The organism is Pseudomonas sp. NPDC089428 (assembly GCF_044749325.1).
Classification (GTDB): Bacteria; Pseudomonadota; Gammaproteobacteria; order Pseudomonadales; family Pseudomonadaceae; genus Aquipseudomonas.
Map to the genome: position 1 here is coordinate 370,525 of NZ_JBIVHT010000002.1, position 24,850 is coordinate 395,374.

Sequence of the window (24,850 nt, forward strand, 5' to 3'; positions counted from 1 at the left end):
CCCCCCCGCCCCCGCCCCCCCCCCCCCCCCCCCCCCCCCCCCCCCCCCCCCCCCCCCCCCCCCCCCCCCCCCCCCCCCCCCCCCCCCCCCCCCCCCCCCCCCCCCCCCCCCCACAGGGATCACGCCAGCTTTAAGATGCCCGACAGAGGGTCCGCGAAAAACCTCAAATCCTGCGTCAGTCCTTCCAGAAGGGTTTACGGCCCTCCTGACGCGCCTGTTCCCAACTCAGCCCGATATCCCGCAGCTGGTCATCATCCAGTTGCAACAGGGCCCGGCGGGTGTGCCAGCGATGCAGCATCAGCCCCCAGCGCCCGAGCCCTGCCGGTGCGTTGAAAACCTTGGTCTGCTGCCCGGCGTCCAGTTCCTTGGCCAACAGTTGCAAGCGCACATCGCTCATGCCACCCATCGCTGCTTTCTCCCATTCAGTGTGTAACCGTGGAGAAAGCATGCGCGATGACAGCGCTGGCAATACAGATCCAATACAGGCTTATTATTCCCATACAGAATTGGTCGTCTGACGCCTGAATGCTGTATTTTCAACGCAACTGTACTGGTCGCTTCCTACAGGAGGCGCAGGAGTATGCCGTGACCCTTTACCTGAACCTCGCCGAACTGCTCGGCGCGCGCATCGAACAGGGCCTCTACCGCCCCGGCCAGCGCCTGCCATCGGTGCGCGCCCTGAGCGTGGAACACGGTGTCAGCCTGAGTACCGTGCAGCAGGCCTATCGCATGCTCGAAGACAGCGGCATGGTCTCGCCACGGCCAAAGTCCGGCTACTTCGTCAGCGACCATCGCCACCTCCCCGCCCTGCCCGCTATAAGTCGCCCGGCCCAGCGCCCGGTGGAAATCTCGCAATGGGAGCAGGTGCTCGAACTGGTGCGCAGTACCCCGCGCAAGGACGTGATGCAGCTCGGCCGCGGCATGCCCGACATCGACAGCCCGACCCTCAAGCCGCTGCTGCGCAGCCTCGCCCAGTTGAGCCGGCGCCAGGACATGCCGGGCCTGTACTACGACAACATTCACGGCAACCTGGCCCTGCGCGAACAGATCGCCCGGCTGATGCTCGACTCCGGCTGCCGGCTGGGCCCTGCCGACCTGGTGGTGACCACCGGCTGCCACGAGGCGCTGTCGTGCAGCATTCGCGCAGTGTGCGAACCGGGCGATATCGTCGCGGTCGACTCGCCGAGCTTCCACGGCGCCATGCAGACCCTCAAGGGCCTGGGCATGAAGGCCCTGGAAATCCCCACCGACCCGATCACCGGCATCAGCCTCGAAGCCTTGGAACTGGCGCTCGAACAGTGGCCGATCAAGCTCATCCAGATCACCCCAAGCTGCAACAACCCGCTCGGCTACATCATGCCCGAGGCCCGCAAGAAAGCCCTGCTGAGCCTGGCCCAGCGCTACGATGTGGCGATCCTCGAAGACGACGTGTATGGCGACCTGGCCTACACCTACCCACGCCCGCGTACCCTCAAGTCGTTCGACGACGACGGCCGCGTGCTGCTGTGCAGCTCGTTCTCCAAGACCCTCGCCCCCGGCCTGCGCATCGGCTGGGTCGCTCCCGGCCGCTACCTGGAGCGGGTGCTGCACATGAAATACATCAGCACCGGCAGCACCGCCAGCCAGCCGCAACTGGCGATTGCCGACTTCATCGCTGCCGGCCACTACCAGCCCCATGTACGGCGCATGCGCAGCCAGTACCAGCGCGGCCGTGACCTGATGAACGACTGGGTAACCCGTTACTTCCCACCCGGAACCCGGGTCAGCCGGCCCCAGGGCGGCTTCATGCTGTGGGTGGAATTACCCGAACATTTCGATACGCTGCGGCTGAACCGCGCTTTACTGGAGCAGGGCGTGCAAGTTGCCGTGGGCAGCATCTTCTCGGCCTCGGGCAAGTTTCGCCATTGCCTGCGCATGAACTTCGCCGCGCGGCCAACGCCGCAGATTGAAGCAGCGGTGCGCAAGGTAGGTGAAACCGCCCTTCGTCTACTGGATGAAGACGAGGACGAGGCGTAACTTTGCGCCGCCTTTCGTAGTCCAACCCCTTAGCGCTTTGCCGTACAGGACGATCCACCCTTGAGACTCCAGCGAGCCTTGCCTCTGCTGCTGGTGCTGCTGCTCGGCCTCAACGGCTGTGCCAGTATCGGCACGCCCCGCGAAACCAGCCAGGCACTACCCGCCAGCGAGTCAGCCTTCGGCCGTTCGGTGCTGCGCCAGGCCGCGCCCTACGAAGGGCGCTCGGGCTTTCGCCTGCTCCCTAACAGCAACGAGGCCTTCCGTGCCCGTGCCGAGCTGATTCGCAACGCCCAGGCGAGCATCGACCTGCAGTACTACATCGTCCACGATGGCTTGAGCACCCGCGCCCTGGTGCACGAACTGCTGCGTGCAGCCGATCGCGGCGTACGCGTGCGCATCTTGCTCGACGACACCACCAGCGATGGCCTGGACACCATCATGGGCACCCTCGATGCGCACCCGAACATCCAGATCCGGGTGTTCAACCCCTTGCACCTGGGGCGCAGCACAGGGGTGACGCGTGCCGTCGGCCGCCTGTTCAACCTGTCGCGCCAACACCGGCGCATGCACAACAAGTTGTTCCTGGTGGACAACAGCATGGCCATCGTCGGCGGGCGCAACCTGGGTGACGAATACTTCGATGCCGAACCCAACCTCAACTTCACCGACATCGACCTGCTCGGCGTCGGCCCGGTGGCCGAGCAGCTGGGGCACAGCTTCGACCAGTACTGGAACAGCGCCTTGAGCCGGCCGATCACCGATTTCCTCTGGCGTGCCCCGGATGCCGACGACCTGCGCGCCAGCCGCCAGCGCCTGGAGGTGTCCCTGGCCCAGGCGCGGGTGCAGCGCAAGGCCCTGTATGACCGGCTCATGTCCTACCAGTCGCAGCCGCGCCTGGATGTATGGCGCAACGAGCTGATCTGGGCCCACGCCCAGGCACTGTGGGATGCACCGAGCAAGGTGCTGGCCGAGGATGAGCCGGACCCGCAACTGCTGCTGAGCCAGCAACTGGCACCAGACCTGGCCAGCGTGCAGCGCGAGCTGATCCTGATGTCGGCCTATTTCGTGCCGGGTGAGCCGGGCTTGCTGTATCTGACCGGCCGGGCCGACGCCGGGGCATCGGTCAAGTTGCTGACCAACTCGCTGGAAGCCACCGATGTGCCGGCAGTGCATGGCGGCTATGCACCCTATCGACGGGCACTGCTGGAACACGGCGTGCAGCTGTTCGAACTGCGTCGTCAGCCAGGTGATCCGACACCCGCGCGCTTGAGCTTCCATGGCAGCAGTTCGGACTCGAGCCTGCACACCAAGGCCATCGTGTTCGACAGGCGCAAGACTTTTATCGGCTCGTTCAACTTCGACCCACGCTCGGTGCTTTGGAACACCGAGGTCGGCGTGCTGATGGACAGCCCGGAGCTCGCCGAATACACCCGCGAACTGGCCCAGCAGGGTATGGCGCCGGCGTTGAGTTACCAGGTCAAGCTGGTGGGTGACAAACTGGTCTGGGCAACCGAGGACAATGGCCAACGGCACATGCTGACCTCAGAGCCGGGGGGCATCTGGCGGCGCTTCAATGCCTGGATCAGCAAGGCGGTTGGCCTGGAGAAGATGCTGTAGGCTCAGACCGAGGCGGGCTCGAACGCGCCGCGCCTGCGGGTCAGCAGCACCAGGCCGGCCGCCCCCGCCGCCATCAGCCACAGCAGCGCATGGCCGCTGATCCACTGGCTTCCCGCGCCAGCCAGCAACGGCCCAAGCAGGCAACCGATGCCCCATAGCTGCGCGACATGGGCATTGGCCCGCACCAGCGCATCATCCCGGTAGCGCTCGCCGATCAAGATCAGCGACAAGGTGAACAGGCCACCAGCGCTGGCCCCGAACAGTACCCACAGGGGCCAGATCAGCGGCGTGTCCAGCAGCAGCGGAATCGCCAGGCTGGAAACCATCAAGGTCAGCGCACAACCGGTGAACAACGCCTGCCGTGACATATGGTCGGCCAGTGCGCCAATCGGCAACTGCAGCACGGCATCGCCCACCACCACGGTGCTGACCATGAACAGGGCGATTTCGGTGCTGAAGCCCTGCTGCAGGCAATACACCGGCAGCAAGGTAAGAATCATCGCCTCGAAGGCGGCGAACAAGGCGACAGCCCAGGCAATCACCGGCAAGCGGCGGCAGAAGGCGAACAGGTCGCCGAACGTCACGCTGCAGGCTTCGGTGCTGGGTGCGCCACCACGGCCGAGCAGCAGCAAGGGCGCCAGCAGCAGCAACGCGGTCGCGGCCCAGAAGCCGAAGTCATCGTCGGAACCGAGGAAGCCCAGCACCAGCGGCCCGGCCAGCTGGCTCAGGGCGTAACTGCTGCCATACAGCGCCACCAGGCGGCCGCGCCATTGCTCGACCACCAACTGGTTGATCCAGCTTTCACCGAGGATGAACACCACGGTCAGCGACATGCCGATCAGCAGGCGCAGGGCCAGCCACAACGGGTAGCTTGGCAGCAGGGCGACCAGGCCGATCGACAGCGCCCCGCCCCACAGGCAAAGGCGCATCGCGGAGGGCACCCCGACCCAGCCGGCCAGGCGGCTGGCCAGGCTGGCGCCGAGCAGTACGCCCAGTGCTGGCATCGCCGCCATCACACCGATGGCGAACCCGCCGTAGCCCCAGGCCTCAAGGCGCAGGGACACCAGCGGCATGCTCACACCGAGCGCGAGCCCGACACTGAGCACCGACGCCAGCACGGCAAAGTAGGTTCCCCAACGCATTGCAGCCTCCCAGGCAGAATTCTTGAACAGCAGAAACGACGAAGCCGGGGCGGTATGAACCACCCCGGCTATGGTTGGGGCTGCTGCGCAGCCCATCGCGGGTAAACCCGCTCCCACAGGTATTGCGCTTCATTCGAAGGCAGTGGGGCCCTTGTGGGAGCGGGTTCACCCGCGAATGGGCCGCAAAGCGGCCCCTCTGGATTTACAGCTTGATCCAGGTCGCCTTCAGCTCGGTGTACTTCTCCAGTGCGTGCAGCGACTTGTCACGGCCGTTGCCCGACTGCTTGAAGCCACCAAACGGTGCGGTCATGTCGCCGCCGTCGTACTGGTTGACCCAGACGCTGCCAGCGCGCACGGCACGGGCGGTCTTGTGGGCCTTGGAGATGTCCGAGGTCCAGATGCCCGCAGCCAGGCCATACGGCGTGTCGTTGGCGATGGCGATGGCTTCTTCGGCGGTGTCGAAGGCGATCACCGACAGCACTGGGCCGAAGATTTCTTCCTGGGCGATGCGCATGGCATTGGTCACGCCGTCGAAGATGGTCGGCTCGACGTAGGTGCCACCGGTCTCTTCCAAGGTGCGCTTGCCACCGGCCAGCAGCTTGGCGCCGTCCTTGTGGCCGGCGTCGATGTACGACAGCACGGTATTCATCTGCTGGGTGTCGACCAGAGCACCGACAGTGGTCTGTGGGTCCAGCGGGTTGCCGGGTTTCCAGCCTTTGAGGGCCTCGACCACCATCGGCAGGAATTTGTCCTTGATCGAACGCTCGACCAGCAGGCGCGAGCCGGCGGTGCAGACTTCGCCCTGGTTGAAGGCGATGGCGCTGGCAGCCGCTTCAGCGGCGGCTTGCAGGTCCGGCGCGTCGGCGAAGACGATGTTCGGGCTCTTGCCACCGGCTTCCAGCCAGATGCGCTTCATGTTCGACTCGCCGGCATAGACCATCAGCTGCTTGGCGATCTTGGTCGAGCCAGTAAACACCAGGGTGTCGACGTCCATGTGCAGGGCCAGAGCCTTGCCCACAGTGTGGCCATAGCCTGGCAGCACGTTCAGCACGCCCGCCGGGATGCCGGCTTCGATTGCCAGCTGGGCGATGCGGATGGCAGTCAGCGGGGACTTTTCGGACGGCTTGAGTACTACCGAGTTACCGGTGGCCAGGGCCGGGCCGAGTTTCCAGCAGGCCATCAGCAGCGGGAAGTTCCACGGTACGATGGCACCGACGACACCCACCGGCTCACGGGTAACCAGGCCGAGCTGGTCGTGTGGGGTGGGGGCGACTTCGTCGTAGACTTTATCGATGGCTTCGGCGGTCCAGTGAATGGCTTGCGCTGCGCCCGGGATGTCGATGCTGGAGGAGTCGCCGATCGGCTTGCCCATGTCCAGGGTTTCCAGCAGCGCCAGCTCCTCTACGTTCTTGCGCAGCAGCTCGGCGAAGCGGATCAGCTTGGCCTTACGCTTTGCCGGGGCCAGTTGCGACCAGACGCCGGAATCGAAGGTGGCACGGGCGTTTTCCACGGCGCGGTTGGCGTCGGCCAGGTCGCAGCTGGCAACCTTGGCCAGGAAGCGTCCGTCGACCGGGCTCAGGCAGTCGAATGTTTCACCGGATGCGGCGTCGGTGTATTCGCCGTTGATGAAGGCACGGCCTTCGATCTTCAGTTGCTGGGCACGTTGTTCCCAGTCCGCACGGGTCAGGGTGGTCATACGAAACTCCTCCTCTTGTTTAGGTGCAACGCCGCACTGAGGACTCACTGGCGTTGTCAGAATTCTGGCCGGGCGACGAGCGCACACTGGCAAGCGATACCCTAAACCAGGCGGGGTAAAGTATCAATATATTTGACACCAACGGCCCAAAAGCCTACTGATGTGCATTTTATTAAACAAAAAAGGAGCCGTACCATGAGCATCGCCAGCATCATCGACTTCGCCCAGGTTCTCACCGAGGCCGAACGCTACCGCCCGGCGGCAGAAAAAATCCTCAAGGGTGAGCCGGACCAAGCTGTCTACAACCACTATTCCAGCCCGTGCGGGCAGTTTGCCGCAGGCGTCTGGGAGGGCGAGGTGGGGCAATGGACGGTGAACTACACCGAGCATGAATACTGCGAGATCGTGCAAGGAGTTTCGGTGCTGCGCGACCAGGATGGCGGCGCAAAGACCCTGCGTACCGGTGATCGGTTTGTCATCCCGGCAGGCTTCAAGGGTACCTGGGAAGTGCTGGAGCCCTGCCGCAAGATCTACGTGATGTTCGAGCAAAAATAACTATGTAGCGCAGGCCCCCTCCAGACCTGACAGAGGATGACCCAGCCCATTTCGGGTCAACCTCCTTTGAAAGGTCATCACCATGAACAACGAAGAAGTCCTGCAAGCCTTGGCTCACCTGATCGGCACGCCTTACGAGCCCTCGGTGAAAGCCACCATCAGTGAAATCACCGGCCGCGCCCGCGTGGTCGGCCCGAAGGAAATTAGCACCAAGGAATACGATGATCAGCGCATCCACATCAGCACCGATGCCAATAGCTTGATCCAAGGCTTCAGCTTCAACTGACCTGCGCTTCAGGCATAAAAAAACCCGCCTCTTTTCAGAGGCGGGTTTTTTTCAGGTCGCCGATCAATTACTTGATCTTGGCTTCCTTGTACACCACGTGCTTGCGAACAACCGGATCGTATTTCTTGATCTCGATTTTGTCCGGAGTGGTGCGCTTGTTCTTGTCGGTGGTGTAGAAGTGGCCAGTGCCAGCACTCGAAACCAGACGGATCAATTCACGCATGACGTTCTCCTTAGAACTTTTCGCCGCGAGCGCGCAGCTCGGCCAGCACTACGTCGATACCACGCTTGTCAATAACGCGCATGCCTTTGGCGGATACGCGCAGACGCACGAAACGCTTCTCGGATTCAACCCAGAAACGGTGGTGCTGCAGGTTCGGCAGGAAACGACGACGGGTTTTGTTGTTTGCGTGGGAAATGTTGTTCCCGGTTACTGGACCCTTACCAGTAACTTGACAGACTCTCGACATGACTCAGCCCTCTAAAACCACATGCCCAACCCGGCATGGGTTGGCCGCTTAATCTCTCAGTCTTTGGCGCCAGGCGCCGTGATTCTGGAGGTCTTATCGACCGGATCCGCTGATGCGACAGGCCGAGCCCCTAGAAAAGAGCGCTGCTTTATACCAGAAAGACTACGCCGCAACAACAGAAGATGAGCTTCCATGTGCTGAAAATCGCGCGTGAGCAGCATAACGACTCGTCCGGCGCACTGTCGACCGCTCGTCGCCAAGTACCTGAAAAAGAAGGTGGTCATTTCCGAAAACGCGCACTAGGGTAGGACGTTTCCAGACTGCACCGGCAGATGGGCCACTGACCAGCCAAGGAGCCACGATGCGTGCTGCCGCCCTTTCCTTATTGTTTACTTCCCTGCTCGCCGCAGGCGCTGCCCAGGCCGCACCGCTGACTGTGTGCAGCGAGGCCAGCCCCGAAGGCTTCGATGTGGTCCAGTACAACTCGCTGACCACCACCAACGCCTCGGCCGACGTGCTGATGAACCGCCTGGTGGAGTTCGATGCGGCCCAGGGCAAGGTCGTGCCCAGCCTGGCACAGAGCTGGAGCGTTTCGGCCGACGGCCTGGTCTATGACTTCAAGCTGCGCGAGGGTGTCAAGTTCCACACCACGCCCTACTTCAAGCCGACGCGAGAGCTGAATGCCGACGACGTGCTGTTCAGTTTCCAGCGCATGCTTTACCCCGCCCACGCCTGGTACAAGACCGCCCCAGGCGGCTATCCGCATGCCCAATCGCTGCAACTGGGTAGCCTGATCAAGGCAATCGAGGCCCCGGAACCCAACACCGTGCGCTTCACCCTGAGCCACGCCGACGCCACCTTCCTGGCCACTCTGAGCATGGGCTTCGCCTCGATCTACTCGGCCGAGTACGCCGACAAGCTGCTCAAGGAAGGCAGCCCGGAAAAACTCAACAGCCAGCCAATCGGCACCGGCCCGTTCGTGTTCCAGCGCTTCCAGAAGGACGCCGTGGTGCGCTATCGCGCCAACCCGGATTACTTCGCCGGCAAGCCAGCGGTCGACCCGCTGATCTTCGCCATCACCACCGACGCCAATGTGCGCCTGCAGAAGCTCAAGCGCAACGAATGCCAGGTGGCCCTGTCGCCCAAGCCGGTGGACATCGCCGAAGCCGGCAAGGACGGCAACCTCAAGGTCGCCACCACCCCGGCGTTCATGACCGCCTTCGTCGCCATCAACAGCGACCACCCGCCACTGGACAAGCCTGAGGTGCGCCAGGCAATCAACCTGGCCTTCGACAAGCAGGCCTACCTCAAGGCCGTGTTCGAAGACACCGCCACCGCCGCCAATGGCCCCTACCCGCCCAACACCTGGAGCTATGCCAAGGACCTGCCCGGCTACCCGCTGGACCTGCCCAAGGCCAAGGCGCTGCTGGCCAAGGCCGGCCTGGCTGACGGTTTCAGTACCACCATCTGGACCCGCCCGTCGGGCAGCCTGCTCAACCCCAATCCGAGCCTGGGGGCACAGATGCTCCAGGCCGACCTGGCGAAGATCGGCATCAAGGCCGAGATCCGCGTGATCGAGTGGGGCGAGCTGATCCGCCGCGCCAAGGCGGGCGAACATGACCTGCTGTTCATGGGCTGGGCCGGCGACAACGGCGACCCGGACAACTTCCTCAGCCCGCAATTTTCCTGCCCTGCGGTGCAATCGGGGACCAACTTCGCGCGCTTCTGCGACAACCGCCTGGACCAGCTGATCAGTGCCGGACGCACTACCAATGACCAGAGCGTGCGCAGCCGGCTGTACCAGCAGGCGCAGACGCTGATCCAACAGCAGGCGCTGTGGGTGCCGCTGGCGCATCCGACGGCAGCGACGCTGTTGCGTCAGGGAGTCGAGGGTTATCAGGTAAGCCCGTTCGGGCGGCTGGATTTCAGCAAGGTGTCGGTGACCCGTTGAATCTGCACTGGCCCTTTCGCGGGTAAACCCGTTCCCACAGGTACCGCGCGATACCTGTGGGAGCGGGTTTACCCGCGAAGAGGCCGGCACAGCCTGCACAAAGCCCTAAGCCACGATCCAGCCTTGCTCGACCATCGACAGCGGCTCCCCGTCGCCAATGATGATGTGGTCAAGCACCCGCACATCGATCAACCCCAACCCCCGCTTCAGTGACAGCGTCAGGTGCACATCATCCTGGCTCGGCTCGCTGTTACCCGAAGGATGGTTGTGGCACAGGATCAGCGCCGCCGCATTGTGCTGCAGCGCCCGGCGCACCACTTCGCGCGGGTAGACACTCGCCCGGTCTATCGTGCCCCTGAACAGGATCTCGAAGGCCAGCGGCCGGTGCTTGGTATCCAGAAACAGGCAGCCGAATACCTCACTCACTTCATGGCGCAGCATGGATTTAAGATAGCGTCGCACTGCCGCCGGGCTATCCATGACCGACTCGCGCTCGATAGCGGTCGCCAGGTGCCTGCGCCCGATCTCCAGCAATGCCTGCAGCTGGCTGTACCTTACCGGGCCAAGTCCCAGCTCACCGACGAAGGCTTCACGGTCGGCCTCAAGCAACTGGCGCAAGCTGCCGAACCTCACCAGCAGGCCTCGGGCCAGCTCCACGACATTGCGCCCACGCACACCAGAGCCGAGAAACACGGCCAGTAATTCCGCGTCGGTCAGGCTTGCAGCCCCGCGCTGCAACAACTTCTCCCTAGGTCGCTCTTCAGCCGGCCACTCCCTGATATTCATCGCTGCTCCCTGCCCTTGCTGCGGCCCGTTTCGGCCCTGTGTTAATCTATTTCGCCTCGTACATGCGACGTTCTGCCGCAGGCATTTTCAAACGTCGCCGCCCGCTCTCACTGGAAAAAGGCAAGCCTATGCAGCGGCTGTATCGCAAGCGCATCGTTCTCGGCGTCGGAGGTGGCATTGCCGCCTACAAAAGTGCCGAGCTGATTCGCCGACTCCTGGAGCACGGCGCGCAGGTGCGCGTCGTCATGACCCGTGGTGGTGCCGAGTTCATCACCCCGCTGACCCTGCAGGCGCTGTCCGGCCACCCGGTGCACATGGATCTGCTCGACCCTGCCGCAGAAGCGGCCATGGGCCACATCGAACTGGCCAAGTGGGCCGACCTGGTGTTGATCGCCCCCGCCACCGCCGACCTCATGGCGCGCCTTGCCCAAGGCATGGCCGACGACCTGCTGACCACCTTGGTGCTGGCCACCGATGCCACCGTGGCCGTGGCCCCGGCGATGAACCAGGCAATGTGGCGCGACCCGGCCACCCAGGCCAACCTCGAACTGCTCAAGAGCCGTGGCATCCAGGTGTTCGGCCCGGCCTCCGGCAGCCAGGCCTGTGGCGACGTGGGCCTCGGCCGCATGCTCGAAGCCACCGACCTGGCCTGGTGCGCGGCGGAAAGCTTCAAGCGCCAGGCGCTGACCGGCAAGCACGTGCTGATCACCGCCGGCCCGACCCAGGAAAACATCGACCCGGTGCGCTACATCACCAATCATAGCTCCGGGAAGATGGGCTTCGCCCTGGCCGAAGCGGCCGCCGAAGCCGGTGCTCGGGTGACCCTGGTGACTGGGCCTGTGCATCTACCGACCCCCGATCGCGTACAGCGGATCGACGTGGTCAGCGCGCGGGACATGCTCGCAGCCTGTGAAGCCGCCATGCCGTGCGACTTGTTCATCGCTTCCGCAGCGGTAGCGGACTACCGCCCAGAGGTGGTCGCCCCGCAAAAGCTCAAGAAGGATCCTACGACCGGCGACGGCATGCTGCTGCAGATGGTGCGCAATCCCGATATCCTTGCCACCCTCGCTGGCCGCGCCGACCGCCCGTTCAGCGTCGGCTTCGCCGCCGAGACCGAACACTTGCTCGATTACGCCACGCGCAAGCTCAAGGACAAGAACCTCGACCTGATCGTCGCCAATGATGTGGCCAATCCCAGCATCGGCTTCAATAGCGAGGAAAACGCCTTGACCGTGATCGACCGCCAGCAGCACCAGACCCTCTTCGCGCAGACCAGCAAGGGCAAGATCGCCCGGCAACTGGTCGCCTTCATCGCCGAACGGCTCACTCAGGTTCAATAAGTTACATGCACGCTCTTCAAGCCAAGATCCTCGACCCACGCCTGGGCAGCGAATTCCCGCTGCCGCAATACGCCACGCCGGGCTCCGCCGGCCTCGACCTGCGCGCCCTGCTGAAAGAGGACACCGTCCTCGAGCCGGGCCAGACCCTGCTGATCCCTACCGGCCTGTCGATCTACATCGGCGACCCGGGCCTGGCGGCCATGATCCTGCCGCGCTCGGGCCTGGGCCACAAACACGGCATCGTGCTCGGCAACCTGGTCGGCCTGATCGACTCGGATTACCAGGGCGAGCTGATGGTGTCGTGCTGGAACCGTGGCAACACGCCGTTCACCATCGCTGTCGGCGAACGCATTGCACAACTTGTCTTGGTGCCTGTGGTACAAGCGCATTTCGACATCGTCGAAAGTTTCGACGAAAGCCAGCGCGGCACTGGTGGTTTCGGCCATTCCGGCAGCCACTGAGCCGACCAACGACCGTTCAGGCCAAGGATGGCGAACTCTCTGGCGATTCCACCGTCCAAGCGTTCAGTTTGCGCCTGCCCAGAAAAAGCCTTTGATTAATGGAGTTTCTCGAGATGAACGACATGGCCCACCTGGTACCGGCACTGCCGGAAAGCATCTTCCGCGCCTATGACATCCGCGGCGTGGTCGGCAAGACCCTGCACGGCGAAACCGCCTACTGGATCGGCCGCGCCATCGGCGCGCAGACCATCGCCGAGGGCGAACCACAGATTTCCGTTGGCCGCGATGGCCGCCTGTCCGGCCCGATGCTGGTCGAACAACTGATCCAGGGCCTGGTCGATGCGGGTTGCCAGGTCAGCGACGTCGGTCTGGTGCCGACCCCGGCGCTGTACTTCGCCGCCAACGTGCTGGCCGGCAAGTCGGGCGTAATGCTCACTGGCAGCCACAACCCTTCGGACTACAACGGCTTCAAGATCGTCATCGCTGGCGACACCCTGGCCAACGAGCAGATCCAGGCCCTGTTGACCCGCCTGAAGACCAATGACGTGCCACGCAGCGAAGGCAGCGTGCAGAAGGTCGAGATCCTCGATCGCTACTTCCAGCAGATCGTCGGCGACGTGAAGCTGGCGAAGAAGCTCAAGGTCGTGGTCGATTGTGGCAACGGCGCCGCTGGCGTGATTGCACCGCAGCTGATCGAAGCGCTTGGCTGCGAAGTCATCCCGCTGTTCTGCGAGGTTGACGGCAACTTCCCCAACCACCACCCGGATCCGGGCAAGCCGGAAAACCTCGAAGACCTGATCGCCAAGGTCAAGGAAACCGGTGCCGACATCGGCCTGGCCTTCGACGGCGACGGTGACCGCGTTGGCGTAGTGACCAACACCGGCAGCATCGTCTACCCTGACCGCCTGCTGATGCTGTTCGCCCAGGATGTACTGGAGCGCAACCCGGGCGCGGAGATCATCTTCGACGTCAAATGTACCCGTCGCCTGACCCCGCTGATCGAGCAGCACGGTGGCCGCGCCCTGATGTGGAAGACCGGCCACTCGCTGATCAAGAAGAAGATGAAACAGACCGGTTCGCTGCTGGCTGGCGAGATGAGCGGGCACATCTTCATCAAGGAACGCTGGTACGGTTTCGACGACGGTATCTACAGCGCCGCGCGCCTACTGGAGATCCTCAGCAAGGCTTCGCAGACCGCCGAAGACCTGTTCGCCGCCTTCCCGAACGATATTTCCACGCCGGAAATCAATATTGATGTGACCGACGAGGGTAAATTCAGCATCATTGATGCACTGCAACGCGACGCCGAATGGGGCGATGCCAACCTGACCACCATCGACGGTGTGCGGGTCGACTACGCGAAAGGCTGGGGTCTGGTTCGCGCCTCCAACACTACACCGGTGCTGGTGCTGCGCTTCGAGGCCGAAAGCGCCGCCGAGTTGCAACGTATCAAGGATGTTTTCCGCGCCCAGTTGCTGCGGGTTGCCCCTGAGCTGCAACTGCCGTTCTGACCGACTATCTGTTCCTTACAGGAGCCCTGCATGACCCTCGATCGCGATGCCGCTTCCCATGTAGCCGAGGTTTTGTCCGAAGCACTGCCTTACATCCGCCGCTTTGTCGGCAAGACCCTGGTGATCAAGTACGGCGGCAACGCGATGGAGAGCGAAGAGCTCAAGACCGGCTTTGCCCGTGACATCGTGCTGATGAAGGCCGTGGGCATCAACCCGGTGGTCGTGCACGGTGGCGGCCCGCAGATCGGCGACCTGCTCAAGCGCCTGTCGATTGAGAGCCACTTCATCGATGGCATGCGCGTCACCGACGCCGCGACCATGGACGTGGTGGAAATGGTGCTCGGCGGCCAGGTCAACAAGGACATCGTCAACCTGATCAACCGCCATGGCGGCAGCGCCATCGGCCTGACCGGCAAGGACGCCGAGCTGATTCGTGCGAAGAAGCTCACCGTCACCCGCCAGACCCCGGAGATGACCCAGCCGGAAATCATCGACATCGGTCACGTCGGCGAAGTGGTCAGCGTCAACACCGACCTGCTGAACATGCTGGTGAAAGGCGACTTCATCCCGGTAATCGCGCCGATCGGCGTGGGTGCCAACGGTGAGTCGTACAACATCAACGCCGACCTGGTGGCGGGCAAGGTGGCCGAAGCGCTGAAGGCTGAAAAGCTGATGCTGCTGACCAACATCGCCGGCCTGATGGACAAACAGGGCCAGGTCCTGACCGGCCTGACCACTGAGCAGGTCAATGAACTGATCGCCGACGGCACCATCTACGGCGGCATGCTGCCGAAGATCAAGTGCGCGCTGGAAGCGGTCCAGGGCGGCGTCAACAGCTCGCACATCGTCGACGGCCGCGTGCCGAATGCGGTGCTGCTGGAGATCTTCACCGACAGCGGCGTCGGCACCCTGATCACCAACCGCAAACGTCACGGTTAACCGGCTCAGGCCTCTTCGCCGGTAAACCCGCTCCTACAGGGATAGCACCGCCTTTGGCGGCGTGGAGATGCTGCGGGAGCGGGTTCACCCGCGAAGAGGTCGGAACAGGCGACACAAAAAAGGCGACCTTCTCACGAAGGTCGCCTTTTTTCGTTACCAGGCCAGGATCAGATCCCGTACTGCGCCCGGTAGGCTTCCACTGCCGGCAGATGCTGCTTGAGCTGCGGATCGTCAGCCAGGAACTCCAGTACCTGGGTCAGCGAAACGATGCTGACCACCGGAATCCCGAAATCACGCTCCACTTCCTGGATAGCCGACAGCTCGCCATTGCCGCGCTCTTCGCGGTTCAGCGCGATCAGTACGCCAGCGGCCTTGGCCTGCTGGGCGTTGATGATCTGCATGACCTCACGGATGGCGGTACCGGCAGTGATCACGTCGTCGATGATCAGCACATCACCGGCCAACGGTGCGCCAACCAGGCTGCCGCCTTCGCCGTGATCCTTGGCTTCCTTGCGGTTGAAGCACCACGGCACATCGAGCTGATGCTGGTCAGCCAGGGCCACGGCTGTCGCCGCCGCCAGGGGGATACCCTTGTAGGCTGGGCCGAACAGCACGTCGAACGGGATCTTGCTGTCGACGATGGCTGCCGCGTAGCAACGGCCCAGTTGCGCAAGGGCGGAACCGGTGTTGAACAGGCCGGCATTGAAGAAATACGGGCTGGTACGGCCCGATTTCAGGGTGAATTCACCGAAGCGCAGCACGCCGCGATCGATGGCAAAACGGATGAAGTCGCGCTGATACGGCTGCATGTAAGGTCCCGGACACCACGGATTTAGCTAAATGGGTTGAGCTCGGGTATCATACACGCACGAGATTTTTGGGGCCATTTATGCGGATCATCAGTGTGAACGTGAATGGCATTCAGGCTGCGGCCGAGCGTGGATTGCTCAGCTGGCTGCAAGCCCAGAATGCCGACGTCATCTGCCTTCAGGATACCCGCGCCTCGGCCTTTGAACTCGACGACCCAGCTTTCCAGCTCGATGGCTATTTCCTTTATGCCTGCGACGCGGAGGTACCCGCCCAAGGTGGCGTGGCACTGTACTCGCGCATGCAGCCCAAGGCAGTCATCACCGGCCTGGGTTTCGAGACAGCCGACCGCTACGGGCGTTATCTGCAAGCAGATTTCGACAAAGTCAGTATTGCCAGCCTGCTGCTGCCTTCGGGTATGAACGGCGACGAAGACTTGAACCAGAAGTTCAAGTTGATGGACGACTTCGCCAAGTACCTGGACAAACAGCGTCGCAAGCGTCGTGAATACATCTATTGCGGCTCGTTCTACGTGGCGCAGCAGAAGCTCGACATCAAGAACTGGCGTGACAGCCAGCAGTCGCCAGGCTTCCTGCCGCCAGAGCGGGCGTGGATGGATGCGATCACCGGCGACATGGGCTACGTCGATGCCCTGCGCGAAGTCAGCCGAGAAGGCGACCAGTACAGCTGGTGGCCGGACAACGAACAGGCCGAGATGCTCAACCTGGGCTACCGGTTCGACTACCAGATCCTCACCCCTGGCCTGCGCCGCTTCGTGCGCAATGCCCGGTTGCCGCGTCAGCCGCGCTTCTCCCAGCATGCGCCGCTGATCGTCGACTATGACTGGACGTTGACCATCTGAAAAAAGGGCCGCGAAAGCGGCCCTTTTTTTATTTGATCGGTCGCCAGATGAAGGGATAGCGGTATGCCTTGCCTTCATTGGCCCTGACGGCCGCGAGGATGATCAGGATCAGCACCGCCAGCATCAGGATCGGGAACAGCACGATACCGATGGCCACGAACATCAGTGCGGTGCAGACGAACCCGGCAATGGTCACGCTGATCTGGAAGTTCAGCGCTTCTTTGCCCTGGGCATCGATGAAGGGATCCTGCTCGCGCTTGAGGTGCCACAGCACCAGCGGGCCCAGCAGGTGCCCGAGGGGCACCACCAGGCCAAGCAGCGCGGAAAGGTGGCAGAACATCGCCCACTGCCGGACCTCGGCATTGGGCGGAGTGACCGACAGTCCAGAATCGCTCATGCCCCGCACCTCCTTGTCTGGGATCAGTCGGCCAGCGCGGCCTGCTGCAGTTCGAAGATTTCGTTCATGCCCTTTTGCGCCAGCGCCAGCATGGCGTTGAAGTCTTCAGGCTGGAACGGCGCGCCTTCGGCGGTGCCCTGTACTTCGATGAAACCACCGGCGCTGGTCATGACCACGTTCAGGTCGGTTTCCGCCGCCGAGTCTTCCAGGTAGTCCAGGTCGAGTACCGCTTCGCCCTGGTACATGCCCACCGATACGGCAGCGATCATGTGCTTGAGCGGGTTGCCGGCCTTCAGGCCACCGCGCTTCTTGATCACGGCCAGGGCGTCGCACAGGGCGACCATGGCGCCGGTGATCGAAGCGGTACGGGTACCGCCATCGGCCTGGATCACGTCGCAGTCGATGTACAGGGTGATGTCACCGAGCTTGCTCATGTCCAGTGCGGCGCGCAGCGATCGGCCGATCAGGCGCTGGATTTCCAGGGTGCGGCCACCCTGCTTGCCACGGCTGGCTTCGCGCTGGTTACGCTCACCGGTGGAGCGCGGCAGCATGCCGTACTCGGCGGTCAGCCAGCCTTGGCCCTGGCCTTTGAGGAAGCGCGGCACGCCGTTCTCGACGCTGACCGTGCAGATGACCTTGGTGTCACCGAACTCGACCAGTACCGACCCTTCGGCGTGCTTGGTGTAGTTGCGGGTGATGCGGATCGAGCGGAGCTGATCGGCGGCGCGACCACTTGGACGTTTCATCTGGGATACCTGTACTGGGACTTTGAATCTGCCCGCCATTATAGAGCCCGTCGCCCACAGAGGACATGCCTATTGTCGCGCTCCCGGCAGCCTGTCGCCTTTTCCCACTCGCTGGCACGCGCTCTGTAACATGGGTGGATTGGGCGCCACGTGCGCACTGCGCTACAATCGCGCGCCTTCAATTCATTTACGCGAGGTCCTTCCCATGGTGCACAGCATGACCGCTTTTGCTCGTGTCGAGCGCGCAGGCAGCCAAGGCACCCTGGTCTGGGAATTGCGCTCGGTCAACCACCGTTACCTTGAACCTCACCTGCGCCTGCCGGACGCCCTGCGCGACCTCGAAGGCGCGGTGCGTGAAGGCCTGCGCCAGGGCCTGTCGCGGGGCAAGGTCGAATGCACCCTGCGCCTGCACGAAGACAGCAACGGCAAGCCGCTCAAGGTCGACCGCGAGCGCGCCGCGCAGCTGGTCGCCGCCGCCGAAGAGGTGGCCGGCCTGATCAAGCAGCCGGCTGCGCTCAACCCGCTGGAAGTGCTGTCCTGGCCCGGCGTGCTGGTGGCCGACGCCACTGATCCTCAGGCCTTGAATGCCGAAGCCGTGGCGCTGTTCGACGAGGCCCTGGCCGAGCTCAAGGCCGGGCGCCTGCGCGAAGGCCAGGAACTGGCCCGGCTGATCAACGAACGCCTGGACAACATGACCACCGAGGTCACCACCCTGCGCGCCCTGGTGCCGCAGATGCTCGCCGCCCAGCGGCAGAAGATCATCGACCGCTTCGGCGACCTCAAGGCCGAGCTCGACCCACAGCGCCTGGAGCAGGAGATGGTACTGCTGGCACAGAAGAGCGACGTTGCCGAAGAGCTCGACCGCCTCAGCACCCACGTCAACGAAGTGCGCCGGGTGCTCAAGTCCGGGGGGGCCGCCGGGCGGCGCCTGGACTTTCTGATGCAAGAGCTCAACCGCGAAGCCAACACCCTGGGCTCCAAGGCCTTCGACCCACGCAGCACGCAAGCAGCGGTCAACCTGAAGGTGTTGATCGAACAGATGCGTGAACAAGTACAGAACATCGAGTAAGGCCACCCCGACCATGAACCAAAGCAGCGGCACCCTCTATATCGTTTCGGCACCGTCCGGCGCCGGCAAGACCAGCCTGGTCACCGCCCTGATCAAGGCCGACCCACGCGTCAGCGTCTCGGTCTCGCACACCACCCGTGCCATGCGCCCGGGCGAGCAGCACGGCGTGAACTACCACTTCGTCAGCCATGACGATTTCAAGGGGCTGATCGCCAAGGGTGACTTCCTCGAGCACGCCGAAGTGTTCGGCAATTTCTACGGCACGTCGCGCAGCGCACTGCAAGAAGTGCTGGACCAGGGCAATGACCTGATCCTGGAAATCGACTGGCAAGGCGCCCAGCAGGTGCGCAAGCTGATGCCCGAGGCGCGTTCGGTGTTCATCCTGCCGCCAAGCCAGCAAGCCCTGCGCGAGCGTCTGGACGGCCGTGGCCAGGACAGCGAGGAGATCATCGCCGGGCGCATGAAGGAAGCGGTCAGCGAGATGGTGCACTACGACGAGTATGAGTACGTCATCATCAATGACGACTTCGACGTGGCGCTGGATGACCTGAAGGCGGTGTTCCTGGCTAACCGTGAAGGTGGTTCTGCCGTCGTTGCACGAGCCGAAGAACTTAAGCTGGAGAAACAGCAGCAGCGCCACGCCGCACTGCTGAAGCAATTGATCGGCTGAAGATCCATTGGGGCTGCTTTGCAGCCCTTCGCGGGCTTGCCCGCGAAGGGCCGCAAAGCGGCCCCCAATAGTCAGTCTTGAAGTGGCAGGGTGGCCTGCTGACGCAGGGTCGCCCCCAGGAAGTAGGCCGGCGCACGCATCCGCGAAATCATCATCAGCACGATCCCCAGTGCCGAAATGATCGCCGCAATCACGAACACCAACCCCAGCCCGGCCACATGCGAGCCGCTGCCGAAGTCCGGCGAGGCGCTGTCGATGGCCGTGCGCACGAAGATCACCGACAGGATCACCCCACCCACCAGCGGGCAAAGGCCGCGCATGAAGAAGTGGCGCAGGCTGCCGAACAGGCTGTCGCGGAAGTACCACACACAGGCAAACGCGGTCAGCGAATAGTAGAAGCAGATCATCATGCCCAGCGCCGTGATGGTGTCAGCCAGCACGTTCTCGCTCAGGGTACGCATGGTCACGTAGAACAGGCCTGCCGCCACGCCAGCGCAGATGGTCGCGTAACGCGGGGTCTGCGAACGCGGGCAGACGCTGGCGAACTTCTGTGGTACCGCGCCGTAGTAACCCATGGCCAGCAACGTGCGTGCCGGCGACACGAAGGTCGACTGCAGCGACGCTGCGGTGCTCGCCAGTACCGCGATCGACATCAGGATCGCCAGCGGCCCCATCACCGGCCCGGCCAGGTGCGCGAAGACGTTTTCCTGAATGCGCGGGTTGTTCAGGCCCAGGCCCTGTTCGCTGATACCGGCGAACTGCAAGGTGGCAATCGCAGTGACCAGATACAGGCCCAGGATCAACAGCACGGTCCAGGTGGCGGCCTTGCCCGGCACCTCGTCGCTGCCAATCGACTCTTCACTGACGGTCAGGCACACGTCCCAGCCCCAGAAGATGAAGATCGACAGTGACAACCCTGCTGCAAAGGCCGAGAACGACTCGACACCGAACGGGTTGAACCAGGCGAAATCGAACTCCAGCGGCGGCGGCGCGGTAGCGCCGCCGAAGGCTGCGATGGCAAAGCCGAGCAATACCATGAGCTGTAGCGCCACCAGACCGTACTGCACGGTCATGGTGGTGGCCATGCCTCGGCAGCAGATCCACACCGCCATGGCAATGAACACACAACAGGTGGTGATATTGATCAACAGGTTGTCGGCCAGGGCAGCCAGCTCATGGTGGCCGGTGATCTGGCTGAGGAACAGATAGAAAAAGTCGACGGCAACGCCCGCCAGGTTGGACAACACGATGGTGGTGGCAACGACCAGCCCCCAGCCACCGATCCAGCCGATCATCGGGCCAAAGGCACGGGCCGACCAGGTAAACGACGTGCCGCTGTCCGGCTCCGCCGAATTCAGCTCGCGGTAGCCCAGGGCAACCAGCAGCATCGGCAGGAAGCCGACGATGAACACGGCGGGAAGATGAGCACCGACCTCACGCACGGTCGGGCCAAGGGCGCCAGTCAGGGTGTAGACCGGGGCGATGGTGGAAATGCCCAGCACCACGCTGGCCAGCAGGCCAAGACGGCCCTTGGCCAGGCCTTTGCTGCGCTGAGTGCTGCCCGAGTCGGCCACGTCGGGTGGGCGGCCGGCTTCTGTGTAATTGCTCATGAGTTTTTGCCGTAACTATTGGAATTGTTTTCACAGGTCCTGTCCCCAGGGCCTGCTTCCACTCATTGAAAGCGCGCTGCCGGGGGTGAGTCATCCCGGACTTTTGGCTGACGTGCTGTCAGGCCTCCCGTGCAGCATGGGCAATGCAGGCCTCGCGGAACGCCTGGAAAAGGCTCCGGGAGACCGGGTTGTCGGCGAAACGCCATTCCGGGTGCCACTGCACGCCAAGGACAAAGCCCGGCGCATCAGGCATCGACACAGCTTCGATCAGGCCATCCGGGGCCCGTGCTTCGACCCGCAGGCCAGGGGCCAGGCGGTCGATGCCCTGGCTGTGCAACGAGTTGACCTCGAACTGCGCAGCCAGGCCCAGGCGCTCGAACAACCCGCCAGGCGCAACGCTGACGGGATGACGAGGGCCGTATTGCACCTCCAGGGGTGCATCCTCCGGTTCGCGGTGGTCCTGGTAGCCGGGCAGTTCCTGCACGCGCTGGTGCAGGCTGCCGCCCAGGGCCACGTTCAGTTCCTGGAAGCCACGACAGATGCAGAACACCGGCACGCCGGCGGCAATCGCCGCCTGCAGCAACGGCAGGGTCAGCCGGTCACGGGCAAGGTCATGCCGGGTCCCTTCGGCGCTGGCGGCGCCATTGTAATGATGCGGCTCGATATTTGAAGGCGAGCCAGTAAAAACAATACCGTCGAGCCGGGCCAGCAGCGCCTGGGTGTCGCTGCCGCCGTCGCGGGCCGGCAGAATCAGTGGCAACCCGGCAAAGCCTGCGGCCTCCACATACTTGTCGCCCACCGTGTGCGACGAGTTCTTCCCCACCTGCTGGCGGCAGGCGCTGATACCGATCAAGGGGACCGCAATTGCGCTCATGGGCTTACACCGTGTGCAGGTACCAGTTGTACTCGAGGTCGGAAATCGAAACTTCGAACTCGGCCAGCTCACTTTCCTTGCAGGCCACGAAGATATCGATGTAGTCCGGGCTGATGTATTGGTTGAGGACTTCGCTGTCATCCAGCGCACGCAGGGCGTCGCGCAGGTTGTTCGGCAGGCTCTGCTCCAGCTGCTCGTAGGAGTTGCCTTCGATCGGTGCACCCGGCTCGATCTTGCTGGTCAGGCCGTGGTGGATACCGGCCAGAATCGCCGCCAGCATCAGGTACGGGTTGGCATCGGCGCCGGCCACGCGGTGCTCGATGCGCACGTTGTCGCTGCTGTCGGTCGGTACGCGCACGGCAACGGTGCGGTTGTCCAGGCCCCAGCTCGGCGCGTTCGGCACGTAGAACTGCGCACCGAAACGGCGGTAGGAGTTGATGTTCGGGCACAGGAAGGCCATCGACGCCGGCATGGTCTCCAGCACGCCGCCGATGGCGTGGCGCAGGGCGTCGCTCTGCAGCGGGTCTTCATGGGCGAAGATGTTCTTGCCGGTTTTCTTGTCCAGCAGCGAGATGTGCACGTGCAGGCCGTTGCCCGCCTGGCCCGGGTAGGGCTTGGCCATGAACGTGGTGTCCATTTCATGGTCGTAGGCGACGTTCTTGATCAGGCGCTTGAGCAGGATCGCGTAGTCGCAGGCCTTCATCGGGTCGGCGACGTGGTGCAGGTTGACCTCGAACTGCGCCGGGGCGCTTTCCTTGACGATGGCATCGGCTGGCAGGCCTTGCTCCTTGGCCGCTTCGAGCATGTCCTGCAGGCAGTCGGCGTATTCGTCGAGGTCGTCGATCAGGTACACCTGGGTCGACTGGGGGCGCTTGCCGGAAGTGGGCGAGCGTGGCGGTTGCGGGCGGCCGTTGAGGTTGTCCTGGTCGATCAGGTAGAACTCCAGCTCGAACGCGGCGCAGATATCCAGGCCCATGGCGTCGAACTTACTCACCACCTGGCGCAGTACTTCGCGCGGGTCGGCGAAGAACGGCTCACCGTCCAGCTCGTGCATGGTCATCAGCAGCTGCGCGGTCGGGCGCTTCTGCCACGGCTCGTCGCACAGCGTGCCGGCAATCGGGTAGCAGATGCGGTCGGCGTCACCGATGTCCAGGCCCAGGCCGGTGCTTTCCACGGTCGAGCCATTGATGTCGAGGGCGAACAACGAGGCCGGCAGGTTGATGCCCTTCTCGTACACCTTGTGCAGGCTGGCGCGCTCGATGCGCTTGCCGCGTACCACGCCGTTCATGTCGGAAATCAGCAGATCGACATACTGCGTATCCGGATGGGCCTTAAGGAAGTCATTCATCTCGCTGGAAGTACTGGCGCACGGGGTGACCGACGTCATGGCTTACATCCTATGATTTGCTGCGGCGATGTGGGGGATACGGCTGGCGCCTCACGGGCGACGATGGTTGCAGCTGTTGTTCTTTTCACTTTCCCATCGTGGGGATTGGTTACCCGACCGGGCGCATTGATTCCCGGGGGCCGTTTCACTATAAAATGGCCCTCACGCAACAGACATTGGCAATTCGGCAAGCAGAGCGTGCACCAATGCAATATCAAATTACCCACGCCGACCTCTCGCTGGTCCTGGCACTGGAACGCGGCCGCTCACTGGCCAAGGCCGCCGAACTGCTCAAGGTCGACGTTTCGACCGTATTCCGCTCGATTCGCCGGCTGGAATCGGCCCTAGGCACCGCGCTGTTCGTGAAAAGCCGCAAAGGCTACCTGCCAACCGACACTGCCCAGGCCCTGGCCGAGCAGGCCGAGCGCGCCGAGCAGGCGCTGGATGCCGCACGCATCGCCATGACCAGCGGCGAGCAGGTGGTCAGCGGCACCGTGCGCCTGACCTGCACCGAGGCGGTGATGCACAGCCTGCTGCTACCGGCGCTGGCGGCATTCATGCCGAACTACCCGGCGTTGTCGCTGGAAATGGGCACCTCCAACACCTTCGCCAACCTCAGCCGGCGCGATGCCGATATCGCCCTGCGCCTGACCAACACGCCGCCGGAACACTTGGTGGGGCGTTGCCTGGGCTCCACCTCTTATGTGATCTGCGGTCAGCCGCAGTGGCGCGAGCGCCTGAACGAGTCCGCCAGCAGCGTGCCCTGGATCGCCCCGGACGACTCGATGCAGGACCACCCCACCGTGGTCTGGCGCAACCAGCAGTACCCGGGGCTGAGCCCGCGCTATCAGTGCAGCGGCATGTCGACCATCGCCCAGCTGGTGAGCACCGGGCTGGGCGTGGCAGCGTTACCTGACTATATGGTCGATGCCTTGCCGGGGGTGGAGGCGTTGAGCGGACCATTGCCGGGCTGCGATACGCAACTGTGGCTGCTGACCCGGCCGGATTGCCGGGCATTGCGTTCGGTGCAGACGCTGTTCGAGGAACTGACGCCGCGGTTGCGGGATGCGATGCTCTGAGGTTATCGTCAGGGTCATGTATCGAGGGCGTCTGTTGCGGCCCTTTCGCGGCTAAAGCCGCGCCCACAGGGTGCGGCGGTGTGCCTGAGGGCAGCGCGTTTCCTGTGGGAGCGGGTTTACCCGCGAAGTAGCCGACACAGGGCTCGAAGGTGACCGCCGGAGAAAACAGCGCTTCCCTATTGGCTGGTGATTTTTTAAACTATCGAGTCCGCCTGCCCATATTGGGCTGCACGCCTACCGCATTTGCTACTGAGGAAGACCATGGCCCGCGTAACTGTTGAAGACTGCCTGGAACACGTGGATAACCGTTTTGAGCTGGTCATGCTCTCGACCAAGCGCGCCCGTCAGCTGGCTACCGGCGGCAAAGAGCCACGCGTAGCATGGGAAAACGACAAACCGACCGTGGTCGCCCTGCGCGAAATCGCCGAAGGTATCGTGACCCCTGAGTTCATCGCCGCTGAAGAGATCGTCACCGAGGATCCGGTCTTCGCCGCGTTCGAGGACGAGTCCAACGAGGCTGTCTGATCGATGCCCTGTCGACGTCGCGCGGCACAAGGCCCTCTTCCTCGGCAAGAGGTG

25 protein-coding genes and 1 pseudogene are annotated in these 24,850 nt (G+C 63.4%); 14 read left to right on the top strand and 12 right to left on the bottom strand.

Translation table 11 applies throughout. The features are described from left to right. Positions 1–175 precede the first annotated feature (175 nt). A complete protein-coding gene (locus tag ACIPZ5_RS05035; protein WP_400807060.1) occupies positions 176–406 on the bottom strand; it encodes a DUF1127 domain-containing protein in 231 nt (76 codons plus the stop codon). A gap of 179 nt (positions 407–585) precedes the next feature. Between ACIPZ5_RS05035 and ACIPZ5_RS05040 the strand changes: the two genes are divergently transcribed. Beyond that, entirely contained in the window at positions 586–2,016 is a 1,431-nt protein-coding gene (locus tag ACIPZ5_RS05040; RefSeq protein WP_343594453.1) for a PLP-dependent aminotransferase family protein, read from the top strand. A gap of 60 nt (positions 2,017–2,076) precedes the next feature. Further along, a complete protein-coding gene (locus ACIPZ5_RS05045; RefSeq protein ID WP_400807062.1) occupies positions 2,077–3,633 on the top strand; it encodes a phospholipase D family protein in 1,557 nt (518 codons plus the stop codon). A 2-nt stretch (positions 3,634–3,635) separates the two neighbouring features. Here the strand turns inward: ACIPZ5_RS05045 and ACIPZ5_RS05050 are convergent, their stop codons facing one another. Both ACIPZ5_RS05050 and ACIPZ5_RS05055 read right to left on the bottom strand, forming a co-directional pair. Then, positions 3,636–4,775 carry an MFS transporter gene (locus ACIPZ5_RS05050; RefSeq protein ID WP_261942044.1) on the bottom strand — a complete coding sequence of 380 codons (1,140 nt, stop codon included), beginning with the start codon at positions 4,773–4,775 and terminating at the stop codon, positions 3,636–3,638. Between the two features lie 202 nt (positions 4,776–4,977). After that, positions 4,978–6,471, bottom strand: a complete 1,494-nt coding sequence (locus ACIPZ5_RS05055) for an aldehyde dehydrogenase (protein WP_085676471.1) — start codon at positions 6,469–6,471, stop codon at positions 4,978–4,980. 195 nt (positions 6,472–6,666) lie between these two features. On the opposite strand from ACIPZ5_RS05055, the gene ACIPZ5_RS05060 reads away from it, so the two are divergent. Both ACIPZ5_RS05060 and ACIPZ5_RS05065 read left to right on the top strand, forming a co-directional pair. After that, on the top strand, positions 6,667–7,026 hold the full coding sequence (locus tag ACIPZ5_RS05060; protein WP_085676472.1) for a cupin domain-containing protein: 360 nt from the start codon (positions 6,667–6,669) through the stop codon (positions 7,024–7,026). Between the two features lie 82 nt (positions 7,027–7,108). Further along, positions 7,109–7,312 (top strand): hypothetical protein, encoded by a 204-nt coding sequence (locus ACIPZ5_RS05065; protein ID WP_313711142.1) that lies wholly within the window; start codon positions 7,109–7,111, stop codon positions 7,310–7,312. Positions 7,313–7,379: 67 nt separating this feature from the next. Here the strand turns inward: ACIPZ5_RS05065 and rpmG are convergent, their stop codons facing one another. Both rpmG and rpmB read right to left on the bottom strand, forming a co-directional pair. After that, positions 7,380–7,535: a 50S ribosomal protein L33 gene (gene rpmG, locus ACIPZ5_RS05070; protein ID WP_003253507.1), complete on the bottom strand. Its 156-nt coding sequence runs from the start codon at positions 7,533–7,535 to the stop codon at positions 7,380–7,382. Positions 7,536–7,545: 10 nt separating this feature from the next. After that, the gene (gene rpmB / locus ACIPZ5_RS05075; protein WP_003258972.1) at positions 7,546–7,782 is read right to left on the bottom strand and encodes a 50S ribosomal protein L28; all 237 of its coding nucleotides are present in this window, start codon (positions 7,780–7,782) and stop codon (positions 7,546–7,548) included. 361 nt (positions 7,783–8,143) lie between these two features. On the opposite strand from rpmB, the gene ACIPZ5_RS05080 reads away from it, so the two are divergent. Continuing rightward, positions 8,144–9,733, top strand: a complete 1,590-nt coding sequence (locus tag ACIPZ5_RS05080) for an ABC transporter substrate-binding protein (protein WP_400807067.1) — start codon at positions 8,144–8,146, stop codon at positions 9,731–9,733. Between the two features lie 105 nt (positions 9,734–9,838). On the opposite strand, the gene radC is transcribed toward ACIPZ5_RS05080, so the two are convergent. After that, positions 9,839–10,519 carry a DNA repair protein RadC gene (radC, locus tag ACIPZ5_RS05085; protein ID WP_343594463.1) on the bottom strand — a complete coding sequence of 227 codons (681 nt, stop codon included), beginning with the start codon at positions 10,517–10,519 and terminating at the stop codon, positions 9,839–9,841. Between the two features lie 128 nt (positions 10,520–10,647). On the opposite strand from radC, the gene coaBC reads away from it, so the two are divergent. From coaBC to argB, 4 genes and pseudogenes are all read left to right on the top strand, one after another. Next, on the top strand, positions 10,648–11,859 hold the full coding sequence (coaBC, locus tag ACIPZ5_RS05090; RefSeq protein ID WP_400807070.1) for a bifunctional phosphopantothenoylcysteine decarboxylase/phosphopantothenate--cysteine ligase CoaBC: 1,212 nt from the start codon (positions 10,648–10,650) through the stop codon (positions 11,857–11,859). A gap of 5 nt (positions 11,860–11,864) precedes the next feature. Further along, the gene (gene dut, locus ACIPZ5_RS05095; RefSeq protein WP_103448479.1) at positions 11,865–12,320 is read left to right on the top strand and encodes a dUTP diphosphatase; all 456 of its coding nucleotides are present in this window, start codon (positions 11,865–11,867) and stop codon (positions 12,318–12,320) included. A 137-nt stretch (positions 12,321–12,457) separates the two neighbouring features. Continuing rightward, a pseudogene (locus ACIPZ5_RS05100) lies at positions 12,458–13,831 on the top strand (phosphomannomutase/phosphoglucomutase); the annotation flags it as partial. 30 nt (positions 13,832–13,861) lie between these two features. Then, positions 13,862–14,770: an acetylglutamate kinase gene (gene argB / locus ACIPZ5_RS05105; RefSeq protein ID WP_261942049.1), complete on the top strand. Its 909-nt coding sequence runs from the start codon at positions 13,862–13,864 to the stop codon at positions 14,768–14,770. A gap of 167 nt (positions 14,771–14,937) precedes the next feature. Here argB and pyrE read toward each other — a convergent pair whose 3' ends face one another. Beyond that, positions 14,938–15,579: an orotate phosphoribosyltransferase gene (pyrE, locus tag ACIPZ5_RS05110; RefSeq protein WP_103448476.1), complete on the bottom strand. Its 642-nt coding sequence runs from the start codon at positions 15,577–15,579 to the stop codon at positions 14,938–14,940. An 80-nt stretch (positions 15,580–15,659) separates the two neighbouring features. Between pyrE and ACIPZ5_RS05115 the strand changes: the two genes are divergently transcribed. Further along, positions 15,660–16,439: an exodeoxyribonuclease III gene (locus ACIPZ5_RS05115; protein ID WP_008091582.1), complete on the top strand. Its 780-nt coding sequence runs from the start codon at positions 15,660–15,662 to the stop codon at positions 16,437–16,439. A gap of 28 nt (positions 16,440–16,467) precedes the next feature. On the opposite strand, the gene ACIPZ5_RS05120 is transcribed toward ACIPZ5_RS05115, so the two are convergent. Together ACIPZ5_RS05120 and rph are read right to left on the bottom strand one after the other, a co-directional pair. Beyond that, on the bottom strand, positions 16,468–16,836 hold the full coding sequence (locus tag ACIPZ5_RS05120) for a DUF4870 domain-containing protein (protein ID WP_343594472.1): 369 nt from the start codon (positions 16,834–16,836) through the stop codon (positions 16,468–16,470). A 23-nt stretch (positions 16,837–16,859) separates the two neighbouring features. Beyond that, entirely contained in the window at positions 16,860–17,582 is a 723-nt protein-coding gene (rph, locus tag ACIPZ5_RS05125; RefSeq protein WP_085621521.1) for a ribonuclease PH, read from the bottom strand. 205 nt (positions 17,583–17,787) lie between these two features. Here rph and ACIPZ5_RS05130 point away from each other — a divergent pair, with 205 nt between their 5' ends. Both ACIPZ5_RS05130 and gmk read left to right on the top strand, forming a co-directional pair. Then, positions 17,788–18,651 (top strand): YicC/YloC family endoribonuclease, encoded by an 864-nt coding sequence (locus tag ACIPZ5_RS05130; protein WP_085676482.1) that lies wholly within the window; start codon positions 17,788–17,790, stop codon positions 18,649–18,651. Between the two features lie 13 nt (positions 18,652–18,664). Beyond that, positions 18,665–19,321 (top strand): guanylate kinase, encoded by a 657-nt coding sequence (gene gmk, locus ACIPZ5_RS05135; protein ID WP_261942051.1) that lies wholly within the window; start codon positions 18,665–18,667, stop codon positions 19,319–19,321. 71 nt (positions 19,322–19,392) lie between these two features. Here the strand turns inward: gmk and ACIPZ5_RS05140 are convergent, their stop codons facing one another. The 3 genes from ACIPZ5_RS05140 to ACIPZ5_RS05150 all read right to left on the bottom strand — a co-directional run bounded on the left by ACIPZ5_RS05140 (position 19,393) and on the right by ACIPZ5_RS05150 (position 23,192). Beyond that, complete coding sequence (locus tag ACIPZ5_RS05140; protein WP_400807076.1) at positions 19,393–20,931, bottom strand: APC family permease; 1,539 nt, start codon at positions 20,929–20,931, stop codon at positions 19,393–19,395. Between the two features lie 118 nt (positions 20,932–21,049). After that, entirely contained in the window at positions 21,050–21,805 is a 756-nt protein-coding gene (locus tag ACIPZ5_RS05145) for a gamma-glutamyl-gamma-aminobutyrate hydrolase family protein (protein ID WP_261942053.1), read from the bottom strand. 4 nt (positions 21,806–21,809) lie between these two features. Continuing rightward, positions 21,810–23,192 carry a glutamine synthetase family protein gene (locus ACIPZ5_RS05150; protein WP_261942054.1) on the bottom strand — a complete coding sequence of 461 codons (1,383 nt, stop codon included), beginning with the start codon at positions 23,190–23,192 and terminating at the stop codon, positions 21,810–21,812. A 206-nt stretch (positions 23,193–23,398) separates the two neighbouring features. Between ACIPZ5_RS05150 and ACIPZ5_RS05155 the strand changes: the two genes are divergently transcribed. Beyond that, positions 23,399–24,271 (top strand): LysR family transcriptional regulator, encoded by an 873-nt coding sequence (locus tag ACIPZ5_RS05155; RefSeq protein WP_261942055.1) that lies wholly within the window; start codon positions 23,399–23,401, stop codon positions 24,269–24,271. A gap of 261 nt (positions 24,272–24,532) precedes the next feature. Next, positions 24,533–24,796, top strand: a complete 264-nt coding sequence (gene rpoZ / locus ACIPZ5_RS05160; RefSeq protein ID WP_016394025.1) for a DNA-directed RNA polymerase subunit omega — start codon at positions 24,533–24,535, stop codon at positions 24,794–24,796. The last annotated feature ends 54 nt before the right edge of the window (positions 24,797–24,850 follow it).

What these genes read in the sequence shown, in the direction of transcription:
- ACIPZ5_RS05035 (WP_400807060.1), bottom strand. Translation starts at nt 406, where the DNA reads ATGGGTGGCATGAGCGATGTGCGCTTGCAACTGTTGGCCAAGGAACTG.
- ACIPZ5_RS05050 (WP_261942044.1), bottom strand. Translation starts at nt 4,775, where the DNA reads ATGCGTTGGGGAACCTACTTTGCCGTGCTGGCGTCGGTGCTCAGTGTC.
- ACIPZ5_RS05055 (WP_085676471.1), bottom strand. Translation starts at nt 6,471, where the DNA reads ATGACCACCCTGACCCGTGCGGACTGGGAACAACGTGCCCAGCAACTG.
- ACIPZ5_RS05060 (WP_085676472.1), top strand. Translation starts at nt 6,667, where the DNA reads ATGAGCATCGCCAGCATCATCGACTTCGCCCAGGTTCTCACCGAGGCC.
- ACIPZ5_RS05065 (WP_313711142.1), top strand. Translation starts at nt 7,109, where the DNA reads ATGAACAACGAAGAAGTCCTGCAAGCCTTGGCTCACCTGATCGGCACG.
- rpmG (WP_003253507.1), bottom strand. Translation starts at nt 7,535, where the DNA reads ATGCGTGAATTGATCCGTCTGGTTTCGAGTGCTGGCACTGGCCACTTC.
- rpmB (WP_003258972.1), bottom strand. Translation starts at nt 7,782, where the DNA reads ATGTCGAGAGTCTGTCAAGTTACTGGTAAGGGTCCAGTAACCGGGAAC.
- ACIPZ5_RS05080 (WP_400807067.1), top strand. Translation starts at nt 8,144, where the DNA reads ATGCGTGCTGCCGCCCTTTCCTTATTGTTTACTTCCCTGCTCGCCGCA.
- radC (WP_343594463.1), bottom strand. Translation starts at nt 10,519, where the DNA reads ATGAATATCAGGGAGTGGCCGGCTGAAGAGCGACCTAGGGAGAAGTTG.
- coaBC (WP_400807070.1), top strand. Translation starts at nt 10,648, where the DNA reads ATGCAGCGGCTGTATCGCAAGCGCATCGTTCTCGGCGTCGGAGGTGGC.
- dut (WP_103448479.1), top strand. Translation starts at nt 11,865, where the DNA reads ATGCACGCTCTTCAAGCCAAGATCCTCGACCCACGCCTGGGCAGCGAA.
- argB (WP_261942049.1), top strand. Translation starts at nt 13,862, where the DNA reads ATGACCCTCGATCGCGATGCCGCTTCCCATGTAGCCGAGGTTTTGTCC.
- pyrE (WP_103448476.1), bottom strand. Translation starts at nt 15,579, where the DNA reads ATGCAGCCGTATCAGCGCGACTTCATCCGTTTTGCCATCGATCGCGGC.
- ACIPZ5_RS05115 (WP_008091582.1), top strand. Translation starts at nt 15,660, where the DNA reads ATGCGGATCATCAGTGTGAACGTGAATGGCATTCAGGCTGCGGCCGAG.
- ACIPZ5_RS05120 (WP_343594472.1), bottom strand. Translation starts at nt 16,836, where the DNA reads ATGAGCGATTCTGGACTGTCGGTCACTCCGCCCAATGCCGAGGTCCGG.
- rph (WP_085621521.1), bottom strand. Translation starts at nt 17,582, where the DNA reads ATGAAACGTCCAAGTGGTCGCGCCGCCGATCAGCTCCGCTCGATCCGC.
- ACIPZ5_RS05130 (WP_085676482.1), top strand. Translation starts at nt 17,788, where the DNA reads ATGGTGCACAGCATGACCGCTTTTGCTCGTGTCGAGCGCGCAGGCAGC.
- gmk (WP_261942051.1), top strand. Translation starts at nt 18,665, where the DNA reads ATGAACCAAAGCAGCGGCACCCTCTATATCGTTTCGGCACCGTCCGGC.
- ACIPZ5_RS05140 (WP_400807076.1), bottom strand. Translation starts at nt 20,931, where the DNA reads ATGAGCAATTACACAGAAGCCGGCCGCCCACCCGACGTGGCCGACTCG.
- ACIPZ5_RS05145 (WP_261942053.1), bottom strand. Translation starts at nt 21,805, where the DNA reads ATGAGCGCAATTGCGGTCCCCTTGATCGGTATCAGCGCCTGCCGCCAG.
- ACIPZ5_RS05150 (WP_261942054.1), bottom strand. Translation starts at nt 23,192, where the DNA reads ATGACGTCGGTCACCCCGTGCGCCAGTACTTCCAGCGAGATGAATGAC.
- ACIPZ5_RS05155 (WP_261942055.1), top strand. Translation starts at nt 23,399, where the DNA reads ATGCAATATCAAATTACCCACGCCGACCTCTCGCTGGTCCTGGCACTG.
- rpoZ (WP_016394025.1), top strand. Translation starts at nt 24,533, where the DNA reads ATGGCCCGCGTAACTGTTGAAGACTGCCTGGAACACGTGGATAACCGT.